This is a genomic window from Fusobacterium sp., from assembly GCF_029258315.1.
In the GTDB taxonomy this organism is placed as follows: domain Bacteria; phylum Fusobacteriota; class Fusobacteriia; order Fusobacteriales; family Fusobacteriaceae; genus Fusobacterium_B.
On record NZ_JARHZE010000063.1, the window covers coordinates 1 to 12,481 of the forward strand.

The following is a 12,481-nucleotide window of genomic DNA, read 5'->3' on the forward strand; positions in this document are numbered from 1 at the left end:
ATCAAACTCTTCATTAAAAATTTATATTTTATTGACTAGGTCAATTTAATTTACACTTACCATTTTTTAAACACCAAATAAGGTTGTTTGCTTGTCATATTCATCTATTCTGTTGTTAATGTCCTTCTGCCTATTTCTCATAGACATGTAATAATTATACCTTAGAGTTTATATTTTGTCAACAAAAATATTTATTTTTTTAAATATTTCTTTATTTTTCAATAGTTTTTATATTTTTAAATTTTGTTTTTATTAAAATAATAAATCATATTTTTATTTTATAATTAAATAAAAAACTTATTTCTCTATAATATTTTTTATTTGTTGTATATTTTATAAATTTATTTAAAATTTTTATCAATATCTATTTTATTATCAAATTTAATTTCAATATATTAAATAAATTTTCTAATAAGAATCTAAAAAAATAACATAAAAACATTTCGTTTTCTATGTTACATGGCTCTTATGGTATTATTCTTTAAAAATGAGACTATATATAATTGAAATGGCAATTCTCCCATATTAAAATATTATTTTTTTATAAAAACTTTATTTTATAATTTCCTCAGAAATAAAAAAAGATGATCATCAAAAACCATCTTTTAATTTTAATATAAGTAGGCATCACGTAAGCCGGGTTTTGTATCTGTTAATTATTTATCTAGACTTACAATCACTTATAAGTTCAAGCAACTTACCATGAAAGCTGGACGAGCAGCCCTTAACCTTTCTTTCTTAGTCTTGCTCCAGAGGGGGTTTACAAAACATTTTCAGTTTCCTAAAAATTTGGTAGTCTCTTACACTGCCTTTTCACCCTTACCATATAGGCGGTTTATTTTCTGTTGCACTTTCCTTAGAATTACTTCCAATAGCCGTTAGCTATCCTCTTCGCTCTATGGAGCCCGGACTTTCCTCTTGAAAAATTCCAAGCAATTAACTGTAATACCTACACTCTATTATAACATATATTTCTTATTTTTATAATTCTTTTTTTAATAAATACTTTTTTCTTTATTTTTCAATATTTTCTTCAGCTTCAATTTCTTTTTCTTCTGCCTCTTCAGATGCTAAAACTTTATCTATGGAATCCAAAACTCCCACGATATACTCTTCATATTTTCCTTCATACAACTCTTTTTTATAATTATCTAAAATCGCACTAAGTTCTACTGATTTATTTTCTAAATTTAAATCCTCTGAAAATTTTAATTCAACTGATATTTCATCTTTATTTATTTTCTGTATATCAAAAATAACAGTTCTCTGTGGATCTTCTGGATGAAAACTTTCTTCTCCATCAAAAATATTTATATATATTTTTATTTTCTTACTACTCTCTATTTTTTCTATTGATCTATCTATTCTTCTGATAGCTTTAAAATCAAAAGTATTCGTTTCATCTTTTATTCCTGCAAAAATTTCATTCATAATAATAAAACTTAAAATAATCATAATAATTTTTTTCATTTTTTCCTCACTAAACTTTATTAAATACAGGTTTATCATTAAAATCTATTATTTCTACACCGTCAAATATTTCTAGTTCTTTTCTTATTAGATCTCCATAAAAACACTCTGTTTCATAATGTCCCACATCTATTATACAAAATCCCTCTTCTAAAGAATCTAAAGCTTCGTGATATTTAACATCTCCTGTTATTAATAGATCTGCTCCTAATTTTTTAGCTTTTCTCCAATAACTACTTCCAGATCCATTTACTATTGCTATTTTTTTAATAACTAATTTTTCCTCTTGATTTTTTACAACTCTTAGATTATTAGTTAAAAATACAGATTTTATTTTTTCTATAAAGGCATCAAATCCAATTTTCTCATCTAATGAATAAACACGTCCAATTCCAAAATTTTCATTATTTACTTCATCTATTATTTTCCCATTTTTTAAATTTAATTTCTCTCCAACATAGTCATTTAGACCTCCTTGAGTACTATCTAAATTTGTATGCAAAGAGTAAATAGCTATATTATTTTCTATTGCTGTCAATATTTTTTCTCCCAATACAGTATCAGTATTGATCTTTTTTATTCCTGAAAATATTAAAGGGTGATGAGATATTATTAAATCAACATTGTTTTTTATAGCATTTTCCAATGAAGCAACTGTTACATCTAAAGAAAGCTGAATCCTCTTTATCTCTTTTTTTCTTCTTCCTACCATAAGTCCTACATTATCCCACTCTTCCTTATTAGAAACAGGAAATCTTTTTTCTAGAACTTTTATTATTTCATTTAATATCATAATGAAAACATCCTTCCATCTCTTGATGAAATTTTAGAAAGTGCTACTGAGAATAATTCTTCCCCTTGGTTCTTTTCTAAATTCATCTCTTTTTCTATTTCAAAAATAGAGTATCTTTTCTCAAGTCCCAAACCAAAGTAATATTCTATCGCTTTTATTTCATCCTTTGAAAGTGAAAATGCAATACTATCTATTGTTAAATTTTCTAAAACTTTTACTTTTTTATCTATTTCTTCATTAGTTATTTCTACATCATCCATATGAGTTTTTGTGAAATAATATAAAAATTCTTGTCTCATCTGTTCAAATCTCTCTTCCACATAAAAAGCCATCTGTCTAGCTGACCATATTTTTATATATTTTTTTAAATCTCCGTTGTCATATGAATATCTATTTAAAGCTTCTATAGCTCCCATTAACCCCTCTTGCACCAATTCAAGATATTCTATTCCATCTCTTAAAAAATATAAAGCAATCTTTGCTATATCTGTAAAACTATTTACAACTAATTTTTCTTTTGACTCTTGGTCTTCAATATTATCAACTAATTCTTCATACTCTTCACTTGTTAATGGTTCGTAAAGATTTATTTCCTCTAAATAATCTAGTACATTTTCATCTGTCATTTCTTCAACTGGTTTTTGAGATATTAAAAATTCATTTTCTCTCTCTAGTTCAAGATCAAACTCTAAATTTTCTTTTAAAAACTCATTAAATTCATTATTGTCTCTATGCTTTTCAAATACAAACTTCTCAAAATTTTCTAATAACATTTTTTTCTCCTTACTTAAAAATAGGAGCTAGTAGCTCCTATTTTCTATTTTTGTTTAAAATCTTCTAATTTTTTTCTTCTACTAGGATGTCTTAATTTTCTCAGAGCTTTAACCTCTATTTGTCTTATTCTTTCTCTTGTTACTTTAAAGATTTTTCCAACTTCTTCCAAAGTTTTTGGTGCTCCATCTTCAAGACCATATCTGTATCTTAATACTTGCTTTTCTCTATTATTCAATGTATTTAATACTTCATTTAATTGCTCTTTTAATAAAACTCTATTAGTTTCTTCATAAGGATTTAGCATTTTGTTATCCTCTACGAAATCTCCTAATTCACTATCCTCTTCACTTCCAACTGGAGTTTCTAAAGATATAGGATCCTGATTCATCTCTTGAATAGCTTTTACTTTTTCAACTTCTAGGTTTAATCTTTTTGCTATTACATCTGGAGTAGCATCTCTTCCTGTTTCTTGTAGATATACTCTAGCTTCTTTTTTTATTTTATTAATTGTTTCTATCATATGAACTGGTATTCTTATTGTTCTACCTTGGTCAGCAATAGCTCTTGTAATTGCTTGTCTTATCCACCAAGTAGCATACGTAGAGAATTTATATCCTTTTGTATATTCAAACTTATCAACAGCTTTCATAAGTCCAATATTTCCTTCTTGAATTAAATCAAGTAATTTTAACCCTCTATTTGTATGTTTTTTAGCAATACTAACAACAAGTCTTAAGTTTGCTTCAACTAATTGTTGAGCAGCATACTCATCACCTTCATAAGCTCTTTTTGCATAATCCAATTCTTCAGCATGACTAAGTAAAGGTATCTGTCCTATTTCTCTCAGATACATTTTTATAGGTTCATCGACTCCCATTTCACTTGCCATCATTCCACTATAATAATCATCATCTGAAAAATCTTCTTTAGAATAATCGTCAAAATCATCTAAATCCATATCATCAAAGTCGTGGAAATCTAAATCATCTAAATCACCAAACTCATCTTCATCTAAAATATTCTTCCCTGAAAAATCTTCATAATTTCCATAGTCTGATGAATCCTTTTCTACTTTTTTAGATTTTGCTGAATCTGCTTTTTTAGCTTTTCTAGCAACTATCTCTTCTTCTTTGATTATTTCGATCCCTTGATCTATCATCCCTTCTACTAGTTGCTGAATCTTTTCAACAGAAAGCTCATCTTTTAACTCCCTATTTATCTCTTCATAAGTAATCACTTTATCCTGTATCGCTTTACGAAGTAAGGCAAGAACTTTTTCATTTCTTATTAATTCTTTTAATCCTTCCATAAATGAGAAGCCTCCTTATAAAATATTATTTTCACTTAGTATCCCCCTAAATTTTTTATACTTTTCTTCTAACTCTTCAAAGCTCATTTCTGAACGTAATTCCTCTTCTACACTTTTTAACTTAAAAGACATTATTAAATCTGTTAATTTCTCCATTGATTCTTTTAGTTCTTTTAAGAACCAGGATTTGTATATCTCTTTTAACAATTCTTGAGATTTTCTATCTTCTGAATACTCAATAGATTTAATTAATAAATTTAAAGCTTCATCTCTTTCATTATCATTAAAATTTTCATTTTTTATAAATTCCATTAATTCTTTTGACAGATCTTTTTGTTCATCATTATCTAAACTTTCAAAAAAATAAAATATTTTTTTTGAAAAACTAGACTCCAGTGTTTTATCAAAAAAATACTTATAAAAATCTATTCTCGAAAAAATGAGCTCTATAGTCATTTCTTCTAATATTCCAACTCCGACGCTTTTTTCCTTTTCTTTTTTGAAAAAAATTTCATTTTTTTCTTGATTTTTTTGATATTTATTATTATCTATTAAAGTTCCCTTTAATAAATTTTTATCTATTCCAGTATATTTGGAAAGTTTATCTAAATATAAACTTCTCTCTAAAACTGATTCTATATTTTTAAAAAATTCTTTAAATCTTGCTATAAATTTTTCTTGTGACATTATATTATTTAGATCGTATTCTTTTATATACATCTCATATAAAAAATCAAATATCTCTAAAGAATTTTTTACAGCTTTTAAAAAAGCATCTTTTCCAAAACTTTTTAAAAACTCATCTGGATCTTTTGCATTTTCTAGTTTTAATACTCTGATATTAAATCCTAAGTTTTTTAATATCAAAGCTGTCCTTTCTGTTGCCATCTGCCCAGCATTATCCATATCTAAAGACATAATCACATTATTAGTATATCTTTTTAAAAGTTCTCCCTGTTCATAAGTAAATGCAGTTCCTAATGAGGCCAAAGCCACATCAAAACCATAACTATGAGCTGACAAAACATCCATATATCCTTCCATCAGTAAAGAATAATTCTTCTTTTTAAGAATACTTCCCTTATCTTTTATTCCATATAAATTTCTACCTTTTTTAAAAATAGGAGTATCTGGTGAGTTTATATATTTAGGAATCTCCTTACTATTTTCTAAAGTTCTTCCACCAAAAGCTATTACTCTTCCACTTATAGAATATATAGGAAACATTATTCTATTTCTAAAAGCATCATATATTCCTTTTTCTCCAGCTTTTGCCAATCCAAGCTCTATAATATCATCTTTATCAAAACCTTTTGCTATAAGATAGTCAAAAAGACCACTCCACTCATTTAAAGAATAACCCAATTGATTTTCTTTTATGACTTTTGGAGTTACTCCTCTTTTTGTCAAATATTCTAAAGCCGATCTTCCCCTATTTTCAAAAACATTTTCTTGAAAATATCTATGAGCTTCTTCCATTATCTTATAATATTTCTCATTCTCTTCTTGTTTCTGAAAAGATTTACCATAAACTTTCATAGGAATATTATATTTTTTTGCAAGTTCTCCTATAGCTTCTTCATAGGAAATTTTATGATACAAAGAATAAAATTTTATTGCATTACCACCAGCACCACAAACAAAGCACTTACAAATATTTTTTGAAGGACTAACAGAAAATGAAGGAGTCGTATCTGGATGAAAAGGACAAAGTCCTTTGTAATTTGAACCTGCTTTTTTTAGCTCTATTTCATCTCCAACAACTTCTTCTATTCTTAATTGACTTAATAAATTTTCTACATCTTCCGATCTATATTTCATCTGTTTTCTCCAAAAAAAAAGCTTTCAAAGATATATTATAATATATTTTATTCAAAATATCAATGAATATGTAAAAAACCACAACCTTTTTTTGATTAGAAAGGCAACCTATATTAGGTTGCCATTAATTCTTATTTCAATATATTTTGTATCTTTTCAACTGTTTTTTGTGTTTTATAATCTTTTATTACTTGATCTTTGACTTCATCCAAGCTTACTTCTTTTCTTTGAATCTCTTTAATTTTTTGGAAAACATATATTTCTCCATCTATATTCTTTACTACCACTTTATTTAATGGAGCCTTATATATTTCTTTTACAAGTTCTTCTTTATAACCAAGTCCTGGAATATATCCTTGTTCAGTGATCGAAGTAAATAAACTGCTGTCTGTGAATTTATCTTTAGGTAAGTTTTCAAAAGTTTCTTCCCCTTTTGATAATTTATCTGCTTCTAATTCTTCTTCTTTTAATTTTTCTGCAATTGTTTCTGGAGAAACATTAGATTTTACCAAAATATGACTTGCTCTTACTGTTTTATCTTTTTCATTTTTTTCTTGAACAAAAATAATATGAGAACCAAAAACAGTATTTACAACTTCAGGATAAACCTCTCCTACATTTCCTTTAAATGCAGCATCAGAAAATTCCTTAACCATATCCTCTTTAGTAAACCAACCTAAATCTCCACCATTAACTGAACTTGGACATTCAGATTTTTCTTTAGCTATACTTGCAAAGTTATCTTTATTAACTATTGCTAATATGTCTTTTGCTTTCTCTTCACTTGCTTTTTTATCAGCATCTGATGGTTTTACTTTGAAATAAGCTATGTAAGCATCTGCTGAAGGTTGAATATTGTAGAATTGTTTATTTTCATCAAAGAATTTCTTTAAGTCTTCATCTTTATATTCTATTTGACTTTCTATTTTGTTATATAGTTTTTCATAAGCATCTTTTATTTGTAATGAAATTGATAAATCTTTATCTACTTCAATTCCATTTTCTTTAGCAGATTTCAATATTTTCATTTGACTTTCAATAAATTTATCTGTTTCTTCTTTTGCTTTTTCTTTATCTAGTCCACTGCTAATAAAAGTGATATATATTTTGCTATAATCAACATTTGTAATTTTAAGATCTTCTTTTTCAATTTGAGGTTTTTCTAAATATTTTGTAAATTGATCATTAACATCTGATAAAGTCATTTTCTCTCTTAATTTTTTAATCTCTTTATCAAATAACATAGTTGCTTTTTCCTGAACTAAATATTGCTCTACTTTTTCTTTTACATCTACTAAAGGAAGACCTTGGAAGATAGAATATTTATTTTCTTCATAGTATTTTTCAATCTCTTCTTCTGTTATACTACTTTTTGCTTCCTCTCCTATTACTTCTCTAGCTTTCATACTTCTCATACTTTTTTCAAGCTCTTTTTTTAAGGATGCTTTAGTATATCCTTGAGCTGTTAGCATTCTTTTAAATTGTTCCTTATCTTTAAAATTAGCTTCTATGTTTTTATATTCATTATTTACATCTTTAGATGAAATTCTTATTTTTAAACTATCAGCTAATTCTTGAGCTAATTCATTTTCTATAACTTGATCCAAAGCTAAAACTCCAACAATATCCTCATCTACATTATTTTTAAAGTTATTAGCTAACATATTTTTACTTCTCATTACATTTTCTATTTTTACTTCATTTCCATTTACTTTTAAAGCATAGTTTTTAGTTGTTGCATAATTCATTTGATTCATTATGTAAAGAGCTGCTGAAGAAAGAACAAATGCAACAGTTATAACTAATGTAATTACCTTCATTTTTTGTCTAAATTTTCTAATAGCCATTTAATAAGACCTCACTTCTAGTTTTTATTTATCATCTAATTTGTATTTTCTTATTTTTTCATATAAAGTTGTTCTTCCAATTCCTAGAATTTTTGCTGTTTCTTGTTTATTCCATCTAGTTCTTTGTAAAGCCATAGCTATTACTACTCTTTCTACATCATCTAGACTGAATATCTCTCTTTCTAGTATCTCTTTTAATGGTCCTATTCCAGAAACTGTTTTATTTTCAACTGTATCTGATTTCATTTTTATTTCAAGAGGTAAATTTTCAATTCCTATCATTCTATCATCAGAAAGTATTATCATTCTTTCTAACATATTTCTTAATTCTCTTATATTTCCAGGGAATGCATATTCTAATAAATATTTCATTACTTCTCCTGAAAGTACTGGAATTGGTTTATTTAAGTCTTTTGAAATTCCATTTAAGAAATAGTTAGCTAATAAAGGAATATCCTCTCTTCTATCTCTTAAAGGTGGAACCTCTATTTTAAATCCATTTAATCTGTGATATAGATCTTTTCTGAATTTTCCTTTTTCTATTTCATCTCTTAAATCTTTGTCAGTAGAAACTATAAATCTTACATCTGCTCTCTTAGCTCTAGTTCCTCCAACTTTTCTGAACTCTCCATATTCAATAACTTTTAATATTTTAGATTGGATTTTTATATCTATTCCTGCTATCTCATCGATGAATAAAGTTCCTCCATCTATCTCTTCTAGTATACCTTTTTTACTAGATATTGCTCCTGAGAAAGCTCCTCTTTCATATCCAAATAATTCTCTTTCTAAAACTTCACTTGTCATTGTTCCACAGTTTAAAGTATAGAAATCTTTTCTTCTTCTATCACTTTTCTTATAGATCTCTCTAGCAACTAAAGTTTTTCCTACTCCAGCCTCTCCTGTAATTAATATTGGTAAATCTGTTGTAGCCATTTTTTCTACTTTAGATCTTACTTCTTTTATTTTTACAGACTGTCCTATTATCTCTTTTTGCTCTTCTAATTCAGATAATTTTTCTTTTAATTTTTTATATTTTTTTACATTCTCTATATTTGCTAAAGCTGGTTTTACTAATTTTACTATTTCCTCTCCATTTATTGGTTTTAAAGCGTAGCTATATATTCCAGCTTTTTCTAATTCATCTATAATCTCATCATTTTCTTCATCAATTAATCCTATTGTAACAAACTCTTTTCCAAGTCCATTTAATTTTTTCTTTGCATCAATGAAATTAAACCAAGTTAAATATTGATCTAGTAAAACTATATCAAAATCGCTTTCTCTTAACATATCCAAACCATCTAATAGATTATTGAATGTTATAACTTCGTAATATTTTAATAATTCTTTTCTAATGTCTTTTAATACTTCTTTTCTCTCAGATATTGCTAATACTGATTGTTTCATAATCCCTCCTATTTTTTTAAATATCATTATGCTTAAAAATATTTACAAACTGTTTGAATTTTTTATATATGTATTATAATAGTTTTTTTGTGTTTTTTCAAGATTTTTTTAAAAAAATGTACTTTGACTATTTTTTCCGTTTATTTTATGAACTATATTTTTTTATTTTTTATTTTTTTAATGTCTTAACAGATTTGTAAAATCATTAGCTGTTATAAAAATAATCAAAATGAATATTAATATAATTCCTGCATAATGTATTTTTTCTTCTATTTTTTTATTTACTTTTATTTTTAACATTTCTAAAATAACAAATATTATTCTTCCACCATCAAGAGCTGGAAATGGCAATAAGTTAAATATTCCTATATTTATTGACAAAACAGCCGTTAACCAAATTAAAGTTTCAACTCCTAACTTACTTGCTTCACCTACTATATTAATAATACCTATTGGACCGCTTATTTCCTCTTTTTTTACATTTCCACTTATCATTAATTTTAAACTATTTAATATATTTTCAAATACATCTTTAAAACTTTCCCAAGCTAAAACTACACTCTCTCTTATATTAAATTTTATTAAAGTATATTCTGGAGAAATTCCTAAATAATATTTATTAGTTTTTTCATCTTTTATAAGTTTTGTCGAAATAATTTCTTCTTTTCCATTTCTATTGATTAGAATTTTTTTATCCTCATCTTTTTTATCAAGAGAATTTACTGTCTTTTTTATATCTATCCAACTATTTATTTTTTTCCCATCAATTTCAAGAATTAAATCTCCTTTTTTTAAGGGAATTTCTCTATCTTTGTTTATAATATGTCCTACTATTGCTTTCTCATTTATTTTTATTTCACCTTTAGAATATATCATTCCAAACAATATAGTATAAGCTAATAAAAAGTTCATCACTACCCCAGCTATCAAAACTATAAATCTTTGATATGCTGGTTTTTTATTAAATCCATCTTCCTCTTCATCTTCTAAATCCATACCTTTTATATTTACATATCCTCCAATAGGTATAGCTCTAAAAGAATATTTTGTTCTTCTTCCCTCATAAGTATAAACCTCTGTTCCCATACCTATTGAAAATTCATCTACTGGTATATTAAAGAGTCTTGCACTTAAAAAATGACCTAATTCATGTATTAAAATTATTATTCCTAAAATTAAAAGAGATAATAAAATTTTCATCTATTTTTCCTCCAAGCAAGTTTCAACTAATTTATAAATTTCTTCCGATATTTCATCTATTGTTTTTAGTTGACCATCTCTTACACACTGAACTTCTTTCCAATTTTGTTCCTTTGATGCTTCACAAGCATTCTCATAAGATTTTTTTAAATATTCTTCATCTCTTTCGTGAATATCTTTTTTAACTTCTCCATTTATTTTATTTTTTCTGTTTTCCATCAGCATTCTAGCAAATTTATGTGGCATATTTATGAAAATTACTAAATCAGCTTTTGGCACACCTATTTTTTCAAATTCTAAATCTTTTAACCATTCTATATATTTTTTCTTTTCTATTGAATCTTCTATTTTCGATCCTTGATGAATTATATTTGATTGCACATATCTATCTGTTATTATAATTCCATCTTCATTATAAAATTTTTCCCAATCTTTTTTAAAAGATGCATATCTATCTATTGCATACATAGTAGATATTGGGTATGGGTTAATTTTTAATGGATCTTCCCCAAACTCCCCAGCTAAATACATTTTTACTGGTTCACAAGCTGGACTCTCATAATTTGGAAAAGTTATCTTTTTTACCTTTAAATTTTTTTCTAGTAATCTTTCATATAGTTTTTTTGTCTGAGTTTCTTTTCCACTTGAGTCTGTTCCTTCAATAACAATTAATTTGCCCATTTTTTCTCCTAATCTATTTTTGAATAATTATCATAGACCCATTTTCTTGTAGCAGAGTCTATTCTTAATATCGAATCTAAATTTTCAACCTCTTCAACTTTATGATTTTCCATAGCTTTTTCTATTATTTTATAAATATCTAAAAATTTTATTTTTTTATTTAAAAATAATTCAACAGCGATTTCATTTGCTGCATTTAAAACTGTTGGCATAGACTTTCCTATCTTTCCAGCCTTGTAAGCTAGATCAAGTCCTTTAAAAACTTCTCTATCTGGCTCTTCAAAAGTTAAATTTCCAACTTTTAATAAATCCAGTCTATCCAAACAACTATTTTCTACTCTATCTGGATAAGTGAAAGCTAATTGTATTGGAAGTTTCATATCTGTTACCCCTAGTTGAGCAATTACAGCATTATCATCAAATTCAACTAAAGAATGAACTATACTCTGTGGATGTACTACTACTTTAATCTTATCATAATCCATATTAAATAATTGATGTGCCTCTATAACCTCCAAACCTTTATTTACAAGTGTTGAAGAATCAACAGTTATTTTTCTTCCCATTGACCAATTAGGATGTTTTAAAGCTTGTTCAACTGTAACATCTTTTAAATCTTCTAGTTTTTTTCCTCTAAAAGTTCCACCACTAGCTGTTATAATTAAGTTTTTAACTTGAGATTTTTTTCCTCCCATTAAAGATTGAAATATAGCTGAATGCTCACTGTCAACTGGTATTATTTCAGCCTTTGGATATTCTTTTAAGAGTCTATTTATATAATCTCCACCAGCTACCATTGTTTCTTTATTAGCAAGTGCTATTCTTTTTCCCAATTTTATAGCCTCTGACGTAGCTTCGATTCCAATAGCTCCTATTACTGCCACTAAAATTATATCCATCTCTTCTGTCTGTCCCAGTTTTTTTAGCCCTTCTCTTCCTACAAAAACTTCAACATTTGGAAACTCTTTTTTTATTATTTTTTTTCCCTCTTCAGTTCCTATTGAAACATATTTAGGATTAAATTCTTTTATCTGCTCCATTATAAGTTTATAATTTGTATTTGCACTTAATCCTATAACTTTAAATTCATCTTTTTTATTTCTTATTATCTCTAAAGCATTTGTTCCAATACTTCCTGTTGATCCTAAAATAACTATATTTTTCATAACATAATCC

Annotated in this window: 10 protein-coding genes and 1 other RNA gene; all 11 read right to left on the bottom strand. The window is 26.4% G+C overall.

Features of this window, described 5'->3' with window-relative positions; all coding sequences use genetic code 11:
• Positions 1 to 617 precede the first annotated feature (617 nt).
• Positions 618 to 952: RNase P RNA component class A (rnpB, locus tag Q1J48_RS04805), an RNA gene on the bottom strand.
• A 62-nt stretch (positions 953 to 1,014) separates the two neighbouring features.
• Positions 1,015 to 1,470, bottom strand: a complete 456-nt coding sequence (locus Q1J48_RS04810) for a hypothetical protein (RefSeq protein WP_300328023.1) — start codon at positions 1,468 to 1,470, stop codon at positions 1,015 to 1,017.
• A 10-nt stretch (positions 1,471 to 1,480) separates the two neighbouring features.
• Positions 1,481 to 2,263: a Nif3-like dinuclear metal center hexameric protein gene (locus tag Q1J48_RS04815; protein ID WP_300361614.1), complete on the bottom strand. Its 783-nt coding sequence runs from the start codon at positions 2,261 to 2,263 to the stop codon at positions 1,481 to 1,483.
• Entirely contained in the window at positions 2,260 to 3,036 is a 777-nt protein-coding gene (locus Q1J48_RS04820) for a sigma factor (RefSeq protein ID WP_300361618.1), read from the bottom strand. Before Q1J48_RS04820 ends, Q1J48_RS04815 begins: the two co-directional genes overlap by 4 nt.
• A gap of 44 nt (positions 3,037 to 3,080) precedes the next feature.
• Positions 3,081 to 4,346 (bottom strand): RNA polymerase sigma factor RpoD, encoded by a 1,266-nt coding sequence (gene rpoD, locus Q1J48_RS04825; RefSeq protein ID WP_300328014.1) that lies wholly within the window; start codon positions 4,344 to 4,346, stop codon positions 3,081 to 3,083.
• A 15-nt stretch (positions 4,347 to 4,361) separates the two neighbouring features.
• A complete protein-coding gene (dnaG, locus tag Q1J48_RS04830) occupies positions 4,362 to 6,167 on the bottom strand; it encodes a DNA primase (RefSeq protein WP_300361621.1) in 1,806 nt (601 codons plus the stop codon).
• Positions 6,168 to 6,298: 131 nt separating this feature from the next.
• Positions 6,299 to 8,014: a peptidylprolyl isomerase gene (locus Q1J48_RS04835; protein ID WP_300361623.1), complete on the bottom strand. Its 1,716-nt coding sequence runs from the start codon at positions 8,012 to 8,014 to the stop codon at positions 6,299 to 6,301.
• A gap of 24 nt (positions 8,015 to 8,038) precedes the next feature.
• The gene (locus Q1J48_RS04840; protein WP_300328005.1) at positions 8,039 to 9,424 is read right to left on the bottom strand and encodes a sigma-54-dependent transcriptional regulator; all 1,386 of its coding nucleotides are present in this window, start codon (positions 9,422 to 9,424) and stop codon (positions 8,039 to 8,041) included.
• A 177-nt stretch (positions 9,425 to 9,601) separates the two neighbouring features.
• Positions 9,602 to 10,624 (bottom strand): M50 family metallopeptidase, encoded by a 1,023-nt coding sequence (locus tag Q1J48_RS04845; protein ID WP_300328002.1) that lies wholly within the window; start codon positions 10,622 to 10,624, stop codon positions 9,602 to 9,604.
• Positions 10,625 to 11,305, bottom strand: a complete 681-nt coding sequence (locus Q1J48_RS04850) for a dTMP kinase (RefSeq protein ID WP_300327999.1) — start codon at positions 11,303 to 11,305, stop codon at positions 10,625 to 10,627.
• A gap of 8 nt (positions 11,306 to 11,313) precedes the next feature.
• The gene (gene dxr / locus Q1J48_RS04855; RefSeq protein WP_300361625.1) at positions 11,314 to 12,471 is read right to left on the bottom strand and encodes a 1-deoxy-D-xylulose-5-phosphate reductoisomerase; all 1,158 of its coding nucleotides are present in this window, start codon (positions 12,469 to 12,471) and stop codon (positions 11,314 to 11,316) included.
• Positions 12,472 to 12,481 lie beyond the last annotated feature (10 nt).

Excerpts from the sequence above, each read along its gene's own strand:
- Q1J48_RS04810 (WP_300328023.1), bottom strand. The coding sequence starts at position 1,470 with ATGAAAAAAATTATTATGATTATTTTAAGTTTTATTATTATGAATGAA.
- Q1J48_RS04815 (WP_300361614.1), bottom strand. The coding sequence starts at position 2,263 with ATGATATTAAATGAAATAATAAAAGTTCTAGAAAAAAGATTTCCTGTT.
- Q1J48_RS04820 (WP_300361618.1), bottom strand. The coding sequence starts at position 3,036 with ATGTTATTAGAAAATTTTGAGAAGTTTGTATTTGAAAAGCATAGAGAC.
- rpoD (WP_300328014.1), bottom strand. The coding sequence starts at position 4,346 with ATGGAAGGATTAAAAGAATTAATAAGAAATGAAAAAGTTCTTGCCTTA.
- dnaG (WP_300361621.1), bottom strand. The coding sequence starts at position 6,167 with ATGAAATATAGATCGGAAGATGTAGAAAATTTATTAAGTCAATTAAGA.
- Q1J48_RS04835 (WP_300361623.1), bottom strand. The coding sequence starts at position 8,014 with ATGGCTATTAGAAAATTTAGACAAAAAATGAAGGTAATTACATTAGTT.
- Q1J48_RS04840 (WP_300328005.1), bottom strand. The coding sequence starts at position 9,424 with ATGAAACAATCAGTATTAGCAATATCTGAGAGAAAAGAAGTATTAAAA.
- Q1J48_RS04845 (WP_300328002.1), bottom strand. The coding sequence starts at position 10,624 with ATGAAAATTTTATTATCTCTTTTAATTTTAGGAATAATAATTTTAATA.
- Q1J48_RS04850 (WP_300327999.1), bottom strand. The coding sequence starts at position 11,305 with ATGGGCAAATTAATTGTTATTGAAGGAACAGACTCAAGTGGAAAAGAA.
- dxr (WP_300361625.1), bottom strand. The coding sequence starts at position 12,471 with ATGAAAAATATAGTTATTTTAGGATCAACAGGAAGTATTGGAACAAAT.